The sequence below is a fragment of the Altererythrobacter sp. Z27 genome (assembly GCF_052683155.1).
In genome coordinates this window covers 185,912-201,593 of sequence record NZ_JBQYMC010000001.1, presented here as the reverse complement: position 1 = coordinate 201,593, position 15,682 = coordinate 185,912, and the positions used below count along the sequence as shown (strand labels likewise).

At 62.4% G+C, this 15,682-nt stretch carries 13 protein-coding genes; 6 read left to right on the top strand and 7 right to left on the bottom strand.

What is annotated here, in order from left to right:
• Positions 1 to 13 precede the first annotated feature (13 nt).
• The 3 genes from ACUJ47_RS00960 (at position 14) to purQ (ending at position 3,911) form a co-directional block, all read left to right on the top strand.
• Entirely contained in the window at positions 14 to 2,869 is a 2,856-nt protein-coding gene (locus ACUJ47_RS00960) for a M16 family metallopeptidase (protein ID WP_445536608.1), read from the top strand.
• Between the two features lie 116 nt (positions 2,870 to 2,985).
• Positions 2,986 to 3,234: a phosphoribosylformylglycinamidine synthase subunit PurS gene (purS, locus tag ACUJ47_RS00955; RefSeq protein ID WP_445536607.1), complete on the top strand. Its 249-nt coding sequence runs from the start codon at positions 2,986 to 2,988 to the stop codon at positions 3,232 to 3,234.
• Complete coding sequence (gene purQ, locus ACUJ47_RS00950) at positions 3,234 to 3,911, top strand: phosphoribosylformylglycinamidine synthase subunit PurQ (RefSeq protein WP_445536606.1); 678 nt, start codon at positions 3,234 to 3,236, stop codon at positions 3,909 to 3,911. Before purS ends, purQ begins: the two co-directional genes overlap by 1 nt.
• 18 nt (positions 3,912 to 3,929) lie before the next feature.
• Here the strand turns inward: purQ and ACUJ47_RS00945 are convergent, their stop codons facing one another.
• The 4 genes from ACUJ47_RS00945 to ACUJ47_RS00930 form a co-directional block, all read right to left on the bottom strand.
• On the bottom strand, positions 3,930 to 6,239 hold the full coding sequence (locus tag ACUJ47_RS00945) for a putative bifunctional diguanylate cyclase/phosphodiesterase (RefSeq protein WP_445538832.1): 2,310 nt from the start codon (positions 6,237 to 6,239) through the stop codon (positions 3,930 to 3,932).
• A gap of 219 nt (positions 6,240 to 6,458) precedes the next feature.
• A complete protein-coding gene (locus ACUJ47_RS00940; protein ID WP_445536605.1) occupies positions 6,459 to 7,175 on the bottom strand; it encodes a hypothetical protein in 717 nt (238 codons plus the stop codon).
• 74 nt (positions 7,176 to 7,249) lie between these two features.
• The gene (glmS, locus tag ACUJ47_RS00935; protein WP_445536604.1) at positions 7,250 to 9,073 is read right to left on the bottom strand and encodes a glutamine--fructose-6-phosphate transaminase (isomerizing); all 1,824 of its coding nucleotides are present in this window, start codon (positions 9,071 to 9,073) and stop codon (positions 7,250 to 7,252) included.
• A gap of 113 nt (positions 9,074 to 9,186) precedes the next feature.
• Positions 9,187 to 10,068: a DMT family transporter gene (locus tag ACUJ47_RS00930; RefSeq protein ID WP_445536603.1), complete on the bottom strand. Its 882-nt coding sequence runs from the start codon at positions 10,066 to 10,068 to the stop codon at positions 9,187 to 9,189.
• 299 nt (positions 10,069 to 10,367) lie between these two features.
• Here ACUJ47_RS00930 and ACUJ47_RS00925 point away from each other — a divergent pair, with 299 nt between their 5' ends.
• Positions 10,368 to 11,873: an ATPase, T2SS/T4P/T4SS family gene (locus ACUJ47_RS00925; protein WP_445536602.1), complete on the top strand. Its 1,506-nt coding sequence runs from the start codon at positions 10,368 to 10,370 to the stop codon at positions 11,871 to 11,873.
• A gap of 33 nt (positions 11,874 to 11,906) precedes the next feature.
• Here ACUJ47_RS00925 and ACUJ47_RS00920 read toward each other — a convergent pair whose 3' ends face one another.
• Positions 11,907 to 12,152: a hypothetical protein gene (locus ACUJ47_RS00920; protein WP_445536601.1), complete on the bottom strand. Its 246-nt coding sequence runs from the start codon at positions 12,150 to 12,152 to the stop codon at positions 11,907 to 11,909.
• Positions 12,153 to 12,235: 83 nt separating this feature from the next.
• Between ACUJ47_RS00920 and ACUJ47_RS00915 the strand changes: the two genes are divergently transcribed.
• The gene (locus ACUJ47_RS00915) at positions 12,236 to 13,141 is read left to right on the top strand and encodes a DMT family transporter (RefSeq protein ID WP_445536600.1); all 906 of its coding nucleotides are present in this window, start codon (positions 12,236 to 12,238) and stop codon (positions 13,139 to 13,141) included.
• Between the two features lie 73 nt (positions 13,142 to 13,214).
• A complete protein-coding gene (locus ACUJ47_RS00910; protein ID WP_354145440.1) occupies positions 13,215 to 13,343 on the top strand; it encodes a hypothetical protein in 129 nt (42 codons plus the stop codon).
• Positions 13,344 to 13,445: 102 nt separating this feature from the next.
• Here ACUJ47_RS00910 and ACUJ47_RS00905 read toward each other — a convergent pair whose 3' ends face one another.
• Together ACUJ47_RS00905 and ACUJ47_RS00900 are read right to left on the bottom strand one after the other, a co-directional pair.
• The gene (locus ACUJ47_RS00905) at positions 13,446 to 14,039 is read right to left on the bottom strand and encodes a DUF938 domain-containing protein (RefSeq protein ID WP_445536599.1); all 594 of its coding nucleotides are present in this window, start codon (positions 14,037 to 14,039) and stop codon (positions 13,446 to 13,448) included.
• An 18-nt stretch (positions 14,040 to 14,057) separates the two neighbouring features.
• Positions 14,058 to 15,611 (bottom strand): long-chain-fatty-acid--CoA ligase, encoded by a 1,554-nt coding sequence (locus ACUJ47_RS00900; protein ID WP_445536598.1) that lies wholly within the window; start codon positions 15,609 to 15,611, stop codon positions 14,058 to 14,060.
• Positions 15,612 to 15,682 lie beyond the last annotated feature (71 nt).

Genomic DNA, 15,682 nt, shown 5'->3' with positions numbered 1-15,682 from the left:
GTAAGCAGGTGCCATGCGTTTTCCCGTGATGCTTGCGGCGCTTGCCGCATTCGCCCTTCAGCCAACCCCTGCCTTCGCCGAGCAGACTGCACCGCCAGTTGCCGCAACGGCGGCTGAACCGCTCTGGGCCTTCGAGGCAAGCGATATCCCGGTCGACCCGGCCTATCGCTTCGGCGTGCTCGACAATGGCATGCGCTACATCCTGCGCCAGAATGCCACGCCCGAAGGCACGGCAATGGTGCGGCTGCACATCGGTTCGGGATCGCTCGACGAGAACGAAGATGAGCGGGGGCTCGCGCATTTCCTCGAACACATGGCCTTCAACGGATCGAAGCGCGTTCCCGAAGGCGAGATGATCAAGCTGCTCGAGCGCGAAGGACTGGCCTTCGGCGCCGACACCAATGCCTCGACCGGGCTGGAACAGACGGTCTATCGGCTCGACCTGCCGCGCAATGACGAAAGCCTGCTCGAAACCGTGCTGATGCTGATGCGCGAGACTGCGAGCGAACTGCTGATCGAAGAAGATGCCGTGGCGCGCGAGCGCGGCATCATCCTGGCCGAACGGCGTGACCGAACCAATTTCGCCTATAAATCGCTGATCGACCAGCTCGAGTTCACGGCTCCCGGTGCGCGTTTCGCCGATCGCCTGCCGATCGGTGCGCTGGAAGTGCTCGAGAACGCCCCCGCAGCCACTTTGCACGGCTTCTATCGCCGCACCTATGTCCCCGCCAACACGACGCTGGTGATAGTCGGCGATTTCCCGATCGACCTGATGGAAGCGCGCGTGCGGCACTGGTTTGCCGACTGGACCGCCGCCCCCGATCCGGTCGAGCCGGTCACCGGCCCGTTCGATATCGCGCGGAGCGGTGAGACCGACATCTATGTCGATCCCGCGCTTCCCGAAAGCGTCAGCCTCTCGCGCAATGCCGCGTGGGAAGATCGGCCCGACACGATCGCCAATCGGCAGCAAGGCCTGCTGCGGCAGGTCGGATACGGCATCGTCAACCGGCGGTTGCAAGCGCTGGCGCGTGGCGCGGATGCGCCGTTCCGCGGCGCGAGCTTCGGCACTGGCGATTTGTTCGAAGATGCACGCTCGACCACGCTCACGGTGAGCACGCCCGATGGGGAATGGCGCAAAGGGCTAAACGCCGCCGGTATCGCGGTGAGGACCGCGCTTTCCTATGGCTTCAGCCAGGCCGAGGTAAACGAGCAGCTTGCCGCAATCCGCACCTCGCTCGAGAATGCAGCCAGCAGTTCCGATACTCGCACTCATGCCGCGCTCGCAGCCATGGCGCTCTCGCTGGTCGACGATGAGCGCATTCCCTCGACACCGCAAAGCGCGCTTGACCGGTTCGAGGAATTCGCGGGCCAGATTACCCCCGATGCTGCCCTGGCCGCCATATTGGCGGAAGCAGCCGCGCTCGATAACCCGCTGATCCGGTACCAGGGCCGCAGCATGCCCGAAGGGGGAGCCGCTGCGCTGCGCGCGGCATGGAACGAAGTTGCCTCAGCTGAAATCGCCGCGCCCGAATGGGCCGAACAGGCGGAGTTTGCATATCAGGACTTCGGCACGCCCGGCACAATCGTGTCCGACACGCGCGACGAGCGGCTGGGGATCCGGCTGATCCGCTTCGCCAATGGCGTGCGGCTCAATCTGAAGCAGACCGATATCCGCAAGGACCAGGTAAGCTATCGCCTTACACTCGATGGCGGCGAACTGCTCAACACCGCCGACGACCCGCTCAAGACTGCACTCGTTGCAATGCTTCCTGCGGGCGGCCTCGGCAAGCACAGCCAAGATGAGCTGGCGACCATCCTTGCCGGGCGCAGTGTTGGCATCTCGATCGGCGCGAACGGCGATTCATTCCAGATGGGCGGCACCACCACTCCGCGCGACCTTGCGCTGCAGCTGCAATTGCTGACCGCGGCATTGGTCGATCCCGGCTATCGCAGCGAAGGCGTCGAGCGCTACCGGCGCGGTATCGCACAATTCTTTGCCAGCCTCGACGCAACCCCCGGACAAGCGCTAAACAACAAGATCGGGGGCATCCTCTCCGACGACGACCCGCGTTTCACCCTGCAATCGCGCGAAGCCTATGAAGCGCGCACCTTCGAACAGCTCGCGGCCGATATCGGTGACCGGCTGGCCAAGGGCACAATCGAACTGGCGCTGGTCGGCGATTTCGACGAGCAGACCGCGATCGATGCCGTGGCAAAGACGCTGGGAGCACTTGGACCGCGCGAAGCCGAGTTCAACCCGCGTGAGGAGGCCCGCCAGCGGCCGTTCACTGCAGAACGCGGCACACGCACGATAACCCATACCGGCGAGGCCGATCAGGCACTCATTCGGATGGTCTGGCCGACCACTGACGACAGCGACCTGCGTGAAGCGCTGCGGCTTGAACTGCTGGGCCTGGTAGTGCGCGTGCGCTTGCAGGAAGAGCTGCGCGAAGCGCTGGGGCAGGCCTATTCGCCTTCCGCCGGAAGCTCCCCGTCGCGCGTGTGGCGCGGCTATGGCACGTTCAGCCTGAATGTTGCGGTGGATCGCGCCCAGCTCGATCCGGCCCGCTCAGCGATCGGAGCGATGCTGGGCGGCCTGCGGGACGGCAAGCTCGACGACGATACCGTCAACCGCGCGCGCCAGCCGCTGCTCGAAAACTATGACAACCTGCTCAAGTCGCTGGGTGGTTGGATGTCGCTGACCGACCGTGCGCAAAGCGAAGCGGATCGGCTCGATCGCTATTTCGCCGCGCCCGACATTCTGAAGAGCTTCACCGCACAGGATATCGTGTCAGCGGCGCAGCAATATCTCGCCTCCGACGCTGCAGTCGAATTGCTGGTAGTGCCGGAGCCTGCAAAGGACGAGTGATCCCTCGCCACGGTGGGCAATGTCCTGCATGCCGATTGCGCTTGGCGAGGAGCACGCTATAGGCTCCGCGACAGGCGCCCACGCGCCGTCCGATCCAGCATAGCGAGGAGCACCCCATGAAAGTTCGTGTCCTGGTCCGGCTCAAGCCCGGCGTGCTCGATCCGCAGGGACGCGCGGTGCACCATGCGCTCGAAGGCCTCGGTTTCGCCGGAGTTGAAGATGTACGGATGGGCCGGGTGATCGAAATGGACCTTGCAGACGGCACAAGCGACGAAGCGATCGACGAGATGTGCCGCAAGCTGCTCGCCAATATGGTGATCGAAGACTACGCGGTCGAAAAGCTCAGCCAGGCGGAGCACGCCTGATGGCATTCCGCTCAGCTGTCATCACCTTTCCCGGTTCGAATTGCGACCGCGATATGGCGGTGGCCCTGGAGAAAGTCTCGGGTGTGCAGGCGATCCGCGTCTGGCACGGTGATGCCGAACTTCCCGAAGGGCTCGATTTCATCGCCCTGCCCGGAGGGTTCTCCTATGGCGACTATCTCCGCTCGGGCGCAATGGCAGCACGAAGCCCGATCATGCAGGCTGTCGTGAAAGCCGCAGAACGCGGCGTGCCGGTCCTGGGCGTGTGCAACGGCTTCCAGGTGCTCACCGAAGCAGGCCTGCTGCCCGGCGCGCTGATGCGCAATGCCAGCCAGAACTTCATCTGCCGCACTGTTCCGCTGACGGTCGAGAACAACCAGTCGCTTTTCACCAGCGCCTACGAAGCGGGCGAAGTGGTTCGCATCCCGGTGGCGCATCATGATGGCAATTTCTTTGCCGACGACGCAACGCTCGACCGGCTTGAAGGCGAAGGCCGCGTGGCGTTCCGCTATGCTGAACCGTGCAATGGCTCGCGCCGCGACATCGCCGGAATCCTCAATGCACAGGGCAATGTGCTGGGCATGATGCCTCACCCTGAGCGCGCGATCGAGGATGTGCTCGGCAGCAGCGACGGCCGCGCCCTGTTCGAAAGCGTCGTCGGAAGCCTCGTAGCCGCCTGACGCCTCAACAGCGGCGGCTCAGGCGATCTGCCGATCGACCCGACTGAACAGCTTCAGTGCATCCGAGGCCGACATCGGCCTTCCGAAGTAATAGCCCTGGATCTTGTCGCAACCGAGCGCGCGGATCAGTTCGGCCTCTTCGATCGTTTCAACACCTTCCGCCGTGGTGGTCATATCGAGGCTCTGCGCCATTGCCACCACTGCACGGATGATCGCGAGGCTTTCGGCGCTCTGTTGCTCGGCGCCCTTCACGAAAGTGCGATCGACCTTGATCGTCGAGAAGCGCAGCTTGCGGATGTAGCCGAGCGAGGAATAGCCGGTCCCGAAATCGTCGAGCGCGACCCCGCAGCCGAGCGCCATGACCTGTTCCAAGGCGCTTCTCGCGACGCTGGCGTCGCGCAGGAAGATGCTCTCGGTCACTTCGATCTCGAGCCGCTGTGGGTGTAGGCCGGTTTCGGACAACGACCGCACGACGTCATCGGTAAAGTCCGGATCAAGCAGCTGCTCGGGCGATACGTTGACGTTGACTTTGATGTGCTCCGGCCAGGCAAGCGCCTCTTCGCAAGCCTTGCGTAGCACCCAGCGCCCGATCGGCACAATCAGCCTCGTATCCTCTGCCACCGGGATGAACTTCGCCGGGCTTACGAAGCCATGCTCAGGGCTGTGCCAGCGCACCAGCGCCTCGAAGCTGACGATCTCTTCGCTCTTGGCGTCGACGACAGGCTGGAACTGGAGCTCCAACTCGTCACGCTCGAGTGCCCCTCGCAGCGAGAGCTCGAGCTTGCGGCGTTCTTCCGCCGAGGCATGCAGGATCGGCTCGAACTGGCAATGCCGCCCGCCGCCGCCGTCTTTTGCGCGATAGAGCGCAAGGTCGGCATTGCGCATCAGCTCTTCCACGGTCTTCCCGTCGCGCGGGCCGATTGCCGAGCCAACGCTGGCGCCGACATAGAGCGTATGATTGTCGACCACATAGGGTTCGGAGAGGCTTTCGATCACCATCTGCGCAACCTTGTCGATCACCCGGTGATCGGTCGCGTCGCGGATAACCACGGCGAACTCGTCGCCGCCAAGGCGCCCACACAGCTGGTTCTCGCCGATCAACGCCTTGAGGCGGGCAGAAACCTGCGCCAGCAGCCGGTCGCCGATCTGGTGTCCGAGCGAGTCATTGACCGACTTGAAGCGGTCGAGATCGATCATCAGGAAGGCGCAATGCGTGCGCCATTGGTTCGCATATTGCAGTGCCGTTCCCGCCGCCTCGGTCAATTGCAGCCGGTTTGGCAGGGACGTGAGCGTGTCGAAGCGCGCGAGATAGGCGATTTTTTCCGACGATTCGCGCTGCGCTGTGACATCCGATCCGACGCCGCGGAAACCCAGGAACTTTCCGCGCTCATCGAGCATCGGCGTACCCGACAGCTCCCACCAGCGACGCTGCCCCTTGATCGAAACCTCGACCATGAGGTTGGAGAAATTCTGCCGGTTCTGCAGCTTGTCGGCAAGTTCATGGAGGCTCGGAGAGAGCCTTGATCCGTCCCAGCCCTTGCCTGCGATCACTTCAAGGAAGGGCTTGCCCTCAACATCAGCCTTCCTGCTGGACAAGGCATAGGCAAAGCGCGGCGAGGCCCCGCGGATACGGCGTGTCGGGCCGACTTCCCACAGCCAGTCGGCCTCGTTTTCTTCGAATTCGCGAAGCAGCAGTGAAACGACTGCTTCCTTCTCGGCCATGCTGATTTCCGAGATCCGGGCCTTCAGGAATGCCCGGCTTCCCTTGATCGTGCCCGCCAATGCCACGCCGAGGAAAACCACTACAGCCAGAGCTAGTGCCCATTGCTCATGGACCGCGAGCGCAACCAGCACAGTGAGACCGACGATGGAAACGAAACTCAATACGCCCACCGGCACCGCGCAATAGAAGAGCACCGATCCGATCGCGAGGATCGCCACGATGGTCCCTACCACAGCGGCCTGAGCTGCCGACGTGCCGGGCAAGAAGGCCACCAGCGGAACCGACCACAGCAGACCTGATAGTGCCGGTGTAAGCGTGTGACGCAGCATATCTTTCTTGCTGATCCGGCGACGATCCGCATCGGCAAGGCTGCGATCGACCGACACGCCCCGCACTTGCACCGCAACATGCGCCAAACCCCACAGGCCAAGCCAGACCGGGGAAACGCTCCCGAACAGGATCGCAATCGCGAATGCGGCCATAACCAGATGCCCTGCCATGCGCCGGTAGCTGAGCTGCGCCACAGCCGAATATTGCAGGCCGCGCAGTCGTGACCAGTCGCCACTGACCGGTACGGTCAGGCCGAGAATCGCACCGACCGACATGCGCGTCGGAGTGCTGGGCAAGGCGGCTTCATGTTCGCTCACCCACTCGCGATTAACCTTGAAAGGTTATGCGCCAGTAAAGCTAAACCGGGAAACGTGGTTAATTTGGCCCTAAAATGCTGAGCTGGCGGATAAAATCGTGGAAACGGCCAGGGCGAAAAGCGCGGCGTTCATTTTATAAGTGCAAGCCGAAACCAAATGCAGGCGGACACCAAACCGTCACCCTCCTCCCTCGGCTAGGTCGCGCATCTCCAGTTCCACGGGGCGCGGCGACTGTAAGGGCGTCAGAGGGCCCGGTTGTGGCATTTGAGCGAGCGCAGCGCGCGCAAATTCGGCAGCCTCGGCCTTGCGCCCCGCCGCATGCCGGTAACGCGCAAAGCTTACCTCATCGCTCATTGCCAGAGATAGCCATGCCGGAGCGTCAGCCAGTTGTGGCGGCTTAGCGGCTTCGCAAAAGTCCGCCATTTGCTGCAATCCGGGCAAGAGCTCTGCGCGAAGGTAGCCTGCTGCTGCATGCAGGACCGTTCGCGTAACTGCCTCGTCCAGCCCGTGTTTCCACCAGCACAGTCCGTCGGGAAAATTTATGTCGCCACGGAACATGGAGGCTGTCGCCGGCCATTCGCCATGCGCTGCGGGATTCCACATGGCGGCGGGTTGAAGGCCCAGATCGATCCGGAAAGCACGGTTATCCTTGCTTCGCATGATCTCGATCGAAGCGATGAAGGCATCAAATTCTTTGCAATAGCCGATGCCCTGGCGGTGAAAGCCAAGTTCGAACAAGGCGGGTTCAAGGATAGATTTGCGCAGACTCGCGAAATTCAGCTTGGGTGGGACGATCCCTTTCCCAAGATCTTCGAGATCCTGCAGGATATCGTTTTCGGACACTGGCTGATCCGCCAGTGGGAGGTCACTCCAGTCTGTCGAAGCTGCTGTCATTCCAGCGTGCTAACTGCGACCTACACAGCGAGCAATCGCACCGGGCGAACCGCTACATCGCCGCCATAAGGCAACTATTCTACCGTCACCGATTTCGCCAGATTGCGCGGCTGGTCGACATCGGTGCCCTTCACTACAGCCACGTGATAGGCCAGCAGTTGGACCGGCACAGCGTATACCAGCGGCGCGATCAGCGGGTGAACCATCGGCATCTCGATCGTCGCAATGCACCCTTCGCTCGCCTGCTCAAGGCCCTTGGCATCGGATATCAGCACCACCTGCCCGCCGCGCGCGCGCACCTCTTCCATATTGGAAACGGTCTTGTCGAACAGCGGCCCCGATGGAGCGATCACGATAACCGGGACCTGCTCGTCGATCAGCGCGATCGGCCCGTGCTTCATTTCACCCGAAGCGTAACCTTCGGCGTGGATATAGCTGATTTCCTTGAGCTTCAGTGCACCCTCGAGGGCAAGCGGATAATCCTGTCCGCGCCCGAGGTAAAGCACGTCGCGCGCCGGGGCGATGAGATGCGCCATCGCCGCGATATCGTCATCGTGATCGAGCGCAGAGTTGAGCGCAGCAGGCACTTCGAGCAGGTGGCGAACCACGTCCTGCTCTTCTTCGCGGCTCATTCGCCCCTTGGCCACGGCCATATGCGCTGCCAGGGCGGCCAGCACGGCCAATTGGCAAGTGAAGGCCTTGGTCGATGCAACCCCGATCTCCGGGCCGGCGTGGGTGGGCAGCAACAAGTCCGCTTCGCGCGCCATGGTGCTGGTCGGGACATTGACGACGACCGCGATCTTCTGCCCTTCCTTGCGGCAATGGCGCAGCGCTGCGAGCGTGTCTGCAGTCTCGCCGCTTTGCGAGATGAACAGCGCCAGCCCGCCTTCTTCGAGCACTGGATCGCGATACCGGAATTCGCTCGCAACATCGATGTCGACCGGCAGCCGCGCAAAATGTTCGAACCAGTATTTCGCGACCATCCCGGCGTAATAGGATGTGCCACAAGCGACGATGGTGAGCCGCCTGATCGCTGACATATCCACATCGAACTGCGGCAGGGCGACCGAATTGTCCGAGCGGCGCAGATAGGAAGAGAGCGTCTGCGCCACCACGGTGGGCTGCTCGAAAATCTCCTTCTGCATGAAGTGGCGATAATTGCCCTTCTCGACCGCAGCAGCCGAAGCGCCGGAGTGCTGCTTCGCGCGCGTCACCGGATTGTGTTCCGCATCGTAAACCTGCGCGTCGTCGCGCGTGATGACGACCCAATCGCCCTCTTCGAGATAGGCGATCTGCTGCGTCAGCGGGGCCAATGCGAGCGCGTCTGAACCGAGATACATCTCGCCTTCGCCATAGCCGACCACGAGCGGCGAGCCGAGCCGCGCGCCTACCAGCAAGTCGGGGTAGTCGCGGAAGGCGATCGCCAGGCCAAATGCGCCTTGCAGCCGCGGCAGGACATCGCGCATCGCCGCTTCAGGCGTGTCCCCAGCCTCGATCCGTCGCGAGATCAGGTGCGCCACCACTTCGCTGTCGGTTTCGCTTTCGAACTGCCGGCCATTGGCCTTAAGTTCGTCACGCAACTCCTTGAAATTCTCGATAATCCCGTTGTGGACTATAGCCACACGGTCGGTCGCGTGCGGATGCGCGTTGATCGAAGTGGGCGCTCCATGCGTGGCCCAGCGCGTATGCGCGATGCCCACATTGCCCCCCGCAGGTTGGTCTGCCAGCACGGCGACAAGGTTCGCGAGCTTGCCTTCGGCGCGGCGCCTTACCAACGCGCCATGCTGGATCGTGCAAAGCCCGGAGCTGTCATAGCCGCGATACTCCATCCGCTTCAGGCCATCGACCAGCCGGTCCGCCACCGGGCTTGTGCCCACTATGCCAATGATGCCGCACATAAAAATCTCGCTGAAGTGAACAGGCCAGGTTTAGCGCCGCTATAGCGCCCCGGCTGAATGGAAGCTTGCCTCTAGCGTACGGGGCAAGCACTTCAAATGCCTTCTTGTCGCCACTAGCGACGCAGGCTGGCGCGCCATAGAAACAGCCCCGCACCGATGATCACCGATGCACCTGCCAGCGTCAGAAAGTCTGGCGCATCACCGAACCACCACCAGCCGAGCACTGTCGCGACTAGCATCTGGACGTAGGATGCTGGTGCTACCTGCGATGCGCCCGCACGGGATGTGCCGAGAAAGACCATCCAGTGGGCGCATGTTGCGGTGAAGGCAACGAAAGCGCAGCGCAGCACCACGTCCCAATCCGGCCAGCCGAAATCGAGACCACCGATGCCGGTAACCTTGGCGCCAAGCGCCGCGACAACGAGCAACGGCGCGGCAACGATTGCCATATATGCCTGCATCGCCAGTGCACTGCCCTGCCCGGCGGAGGCGCGGTGGGCGATCATCATCAGGGAGAAGAACACCGCGGCCACGAGCGGCAGGAGCGCAGGCCAGCCAAGCTCGGCCAGATTGGGGCGCAGGATCAACGCCACGCCGACCAGCGCAAACAGCGATGCCACCCACACCGCGGGGCGTACTCTCTCGCCAAGAAGCGGACCGCTCAGGATCGCGGTGAGCACCGGAGAAAGAAAGGTTATCGCCATGGTCTCCGCCAGCGGCATCACGTAGATCGCGGAGAAGAAAGCCAGGGTCGAAAGCGCCAGGCAAGTGCCACGAGCAAGCTGGAGCCATGGGTTGCTCGGCCTGAAGCCGGCACCCCCTTCCTTCACCACAAGGATCGCTGAAAGCCCCGCCGCACCAATGCTGAAGCGCAGGGCGGCAACCGCGACGACCGGCCACGCACCAGCCATGCTCTTGATCACGGCATCGCCCACGGAAAGCGTGGCGAATCCGGCAATGGCGAACAGCAAGCCTATGCGTTCGTTTTGCTGCACGCGGGTTCCTCCGGAGTTGCGTCGTCGGCGCCGTCCCTTTCGACGTTTTAACTACAAAGCAAGCGCTTGGCAGCATTACCCACAAAACCATGCGGCGCATGGACAGCTGCAACGATTGGGCCGTGAGAATTCCCTTGCTCCAATCATTGCCGCCTTAGGAAAAAAACAACCTTTCCGAATTATTCACCAATCTTCGAGAGAGCATCTTCGCCTAGCGCGACGATGGCTCGTGGAAACGCAATTAACCGCTTGGGGGCCTCGGAATGAGCGCATTCGGAAGGAAGAATGGACCTGCAGGGATGAATCCCGGAGGCCGTCCGTCCTTTGGCGTAGCCCGCCCGATGAAGTCGGGCGGAGCAGCGCCAGCTTCGTCGAATCCGGCTGGCGGCGGAGAACAGTTCCCGCCGCTGCCTAACGAACCTGCACCAAAGCCTGCCCAGCAGGCCTCCGCGCCCAACGCCGGGCGCGGCGCCGACGATGCGATGGCCCGGCTCGACGACCGGATGAACTCCGACCACTCGGGCGATTCCGAGGTTGGTGGCTTCGAAGCCAGCATTCACAAGATCAAGGAACAGGTGCTGCCACGCCTGCTTGAACGCGTCGACCCTGAAGCGGCGGCTACCCTGTCCAAGGAAGAGCTGTCGGAAGAATTCCGCCCGATCATCATGGAAGTGCTGGCCGAGCTCAAGGTCACGCTCAACCGCCGCGAACAGTTCGCGCTCGAAAAGGTGCTGATCGACGAGTTGCTCGGCTTTGGCCCGCTCGAAGAGCTGCTGAACGATCCGGATGTGTCGGACATCATGGTCAATGGCCCGAAGCAGACCTACATCGAAAAGAAGGGCAAGCTGGTCATCGCGCCGATCCAGTTCCGCGACGAACAGCACTTGTTCCAGATCGCCCAGCGCATCGTGAACCAGGTCGGCCGCCGCGTCGACCAGACCACGCCGCTGGCCGACGCCCGCCTCAAGGACGGCAGCCGCGTCAACGTGATCGTGCCGCCGCTTTCGCTGCGCGGCACCGCGATCTCGATTCGTAAATTCTCCGAGAAGCCGATCACCATCGACATGCTCAAAGAGTTCGGCTCGATGAGCGAAAAGATGGCTACGGCGCTCAAGATTGCCGGCGCTTGCCGCATGAACGTGGTCATCTCGGGCGGTACGGGCTCGGGTAAGACGACCATGCTCAACGCCCTGTCGAAGATGATCGACCCCGGCGAGCGCGTGCTGACCATCGAAGACGCGGCCGAACTTCGCCTGCAACAGCCACACTGGCTGCCGCTTGAAACGCGTCCGCCGAACCTCGAAGGCCAGGGCGCCATCACCATTGGCGACCTCGTGAAGAACGCACTGCGTATGCGCCCAGACCGCATCATCCTGGGCGAAATTCGTGGCGCGGAATGTTTCGACCTCCTCGCCGCTATGAACACCGGCCACGACGGTTCGATGTGTACGCTGCACGCCAACAGTCCGCGCGAATGCCTGGGCCGTATGGAAAACATGATCCTGATGGGCGACATCAAGATCCCGAAGGAAGCCATCAGCCGCCAGATCGCCGAATCGGTCGACCTGATCGTGCAGGTGAAGCGCCTTCGCGACGGTTCTCGCCGCACCACCAACATTACCGAAGTGATCGGGATGGAAGGCGACGTGATCGTGACGCAGGAACTGTTCAAGTTCGAATATCTCGACGAAACCGACGACGGGAAGATCCTCGGCGAGTTCCGGTCGAGCGGCTTGCGTCCCTACACGCTCGAAAAGGCGCGCCAGTTCGGCTTCGACCAGGCTTATCTGGAGGCGTGCCTCTGATACGCCGCGGCGCGCCGTTCGCGGCGCGCTGCACTAACCGCCAAACAACGCCTGCGGCAGCGACATCGCCAGCAACCCGCCGCCGATGATCGCGCAGGCGACGAAGACGCCCGTCCAGGGAACCCAGCCGACCCGATCGAGCCGTTCCACCCGTTCGCGCTGGTTGCGCATGCGATCACCCAACAGGGCAAGCAACGCCAGGATCAGGAAGCCCCCTCCAGCGAGGGCAACCAGGTCCGCTTCGCTGGCAAACAGCAGGAATTCGGGTTCGTGGAACATCGAAGGGCACATGGGGGGGCTTGCAGCACCATGCAATCCCCTGCGCGCTTGCACCTTTCTTCGCAGGCCCTAGACCGGCAAAGGTGAGCCCTCCATCCCGCCAACGTCCCTTGCTTGCCCTGCTGATCCGGCTGGCGGCCGCTGCAACGCTTTCGCTGATGATGGCGCTGGTCAAGCTCGCGAGCGAAAGCGGCTTGGCACTCCCCGAGATCCTGTTCTGGCGGCAATTGCCGACTATTCCGCTGATCCTGCTGTTTTTCTGGGCGACGGGCGGATTGGGCAAGTTGCGCACCACGCGCATGCCGCAACACGGCATGCGTGCAATGATCGGCCTCGCCGCGATGCTGCTCAATTTCGGCTCGGTAACCTTGCTGCCGCTTGCCGAAGCGACGACCTTCAATTTCACTTCGGCGATCTGGGCGGTGATCCTCTCATCGCTGATCCTGCACGAAAGGATCGGGATCTGGCGCTGGAGCGCGGTGGCATTGGGTTTTGCGGGGGTGCTGGTGATTGCCCAGCCCGGCGACGGCCACATCCCGCTGGCCGGTGCAGCGGTGGCGCTGGGGGCTGCCTTCATGATTGCCGTGATCTCGATCTACATCCGCGACCTTGCGCAGACCGAAGACCCGCTCACCATCGTGTTCTATTTCTCGTTGCTCTCAGTGCCCCTATTGCTGCTTGCCCTGCCCTTCTTCTGGCACGCGAAAAATGCCGAGCAGTGGGCGCTGCTGATCACACTGGGAGTGGCTGGCCTGCTTGGCCAGTACCTGCTCACCACGGCACTGCGCTATGGCACGGTCGCAAGCGTCATCGTGATGGATTACTCGGCGCTGATCTGGGCGACGCTGTTTGGCTGGTGGCTGTTCGAGCGGCTGCCTCCCGCGGCAACCTGGTTCGGAGCACCGCTGGTGATCGGCGCAGGATTGCTGATCGCATGGCGCGAGCATCGGCTCGCCCGTCCGCGCGAACAATCCACCGCTACGTTATAGCTTTGGCGGCCCAAACGTCGCCATTTACGGCAAAACCGGCTATGAAAGCCCGGCAATAAGAAGGATTCGATTCATGCTACGCAAGACGCTGATTGTTGCTGCCCTTGCCGCGATGACCCTCACCGCCTCCGCATGCAATACCGTGCGCGGGATCGGTGACGACCTCAAATCGGCGGCCGACGCGGTTGACGAAGAGACCTGATTTTACAGGTCCGTTGCATCCGACCTTCGACGTCGCAGTAAGAAACGGATACCTCGCACCCGCCAAGCAATTGGCGGGTGCTTTGTATTTTAGGTCCGGCGCTCAGACCCGGCGATAAACCAGTGTAAGATTGTTCGCAGGCATCGCATAACGCGCGGTGCGCACAAATCCGCTTTCCTCGGCCAGCACATCGATATCCGCCAGCTTGCGCAGCCCCCAACGCGAATTCCGCTCCTTCAGGCTTGCATCGAAGGCCAGGTTCGATGGTGCCGTTTCGACCCCGTCCTCAAAATACGGGCCATAGAGGACCAACGGAGCGCCTTGCTTGAGCAGCCTTGCGGCCCCACCAAACAGGCCCATGGTCGCCTCCCATGGGCTGATGTGCACCATGTTGACGCAGAGGATCGCATCTGCCTGCGCGATCGGCCAGTTATTTGACGCTGCATCCAGTTCAAGCGGCGCCCGCAGGTTCGGGCCTTCGTAATCGGCTCGCCATGCCGCGATAGACGCGCGCGCATCGGCATCCGGATCGCTAGGTTGCCAATCGAGCGTCGGGAAGCGCCCGGCGAAGTGGAACGCATGCTCGCCGGTCCCGCTTGCGACCTCCAGCACCAGCCCGCTTTCGGGCAGCTCGCGCACCAACACTTCGGCCAGTGGATCGCGATTGCGCTCAGTTGCGGGGGCGCGTCTCTTCAATGTCCTACCCGTCGAGCGTCAATTGACCTGGCGCTCGCGCCCTTCCCAATAGGGTTTGCGCAATTCGCGCCGCAGGATCTTGCCGCTAGGATTGCGCGGCATGACCGGGATCACATCGACGCTTTTGGGCGCCTTGAACGCAGCGACCCGCTCGCGAGCCCAGGCGATGACGTCATTCGCGTCCACTTCCATCCCCGGCTTGGCGACGACACAGGCCTTGACCTCCTCGCCCCATTTGTCGCTCGGCACGCCGATCACCGCCACTTCCGCAACAGCCGGGTGGCCATAGATCGCGCTTTCGACTTCAGCCGGATAGACGTTCTCGCCACCCGAGATGATCATGTCCTTGATGCGATCCTGGATGTAGATGTAGCCATCCTCGTCCATCACGGCCGCATCGCCCGTATGCATCCACCCGCCGCGCAGCGCCTCTGCTGTGGCTTCGGGCAAGTGCCAGTAACCGACCATGTTCGATGGCGATTTGATCGCGACTTCGCCGATCTCGCCGCGCGGCACTTCATTGCCCTGCGGATCGACCACGCGAATCTCGACCCCCGGCACTGCCTTGCCCGCCGATCGCATGCGTTTGTTGCCTTCGAGCGAATGATCCTCCGGCGGCAGCATCGAGACGGTGCCCGTGGTCTCCGTCATCCCATAGGCCTGCAGGAAGCGGGCGTTGGGCATGGTCCCCACCGCTTCCTTGAGCAATTCGAGCGGCATCGGCGCGGCGCCATACATCAGATATTTGAGATTGCTGAAGTCGGTCTCGCGGGCGCGCGGATGCTGCACTACCATCTGTAGGGCGGCAGGCACGATGAACATCTGGCTCGCGCCGCTTTCAATCGCCTCGAGCACGCCCAGCGGAGTGAATTCCGCCTGCACCAGCGCGCGGATTCCACTAACGGCGGCGATGTTGATCAGCCCGGTGCCCCCGATATGCGCGCAGGGCATGGCCACCAGCATGCAATCGTTCGGCTCGTAATAGGTCCACGGCAACTCCGCATCCAACGCATCATTGCGCAGTGCAAAGAGGTTGGCGTTTGAAAGCACCGCACCTTTGGGGTTGCCCGTGGTGCCTGAAGTATAGAGCTGGAGCACCGGGTCGTTTGCACCCGCCGGCTCATAGTCCGCAGCGGCAAAACGCGGGATCGCAAGTCGCATTTCGCTCTCGGAGAAAACCTGTGGAGCCGCCGGAAGGTTCGGCGCGATTTCGCGGCCGACTTCGGCAAATTCGTCGCCGGTGAACAGCAGCTTCGCACCAGTATCCTCGAGGATATAGCTTACTTCAGGCGGAGCAAGCCGCCAGCCGATCGGCACCATCACCACGCCGCATCGCGCGGCAGCCATATAGAGCAGGCAATAAAGGTCCGAATTCTTGCCGAGCCAGGCAATCCGGTCGCCCGCCTTCAGCCCCTTGTCCCAATAGAAGCCGATGATCTGGCGCGTCAGCCGATCGGTCTCGGCAAAGCTGGTGATGCGGCCATCCTGCTCGATGGCGGGGCCTTCCGGGCGTTCCTTGGCCCAGAAGTTCAGGATCTCATCATAGGTGATGTAGGTGTGGTATCCGTTCATGTCCCCTCCCCAGGGCTTTGGCTCAGTTTGCGCCTACCAAGGCCTCCCCGCGCTTTCCAAGCCTACAAAGT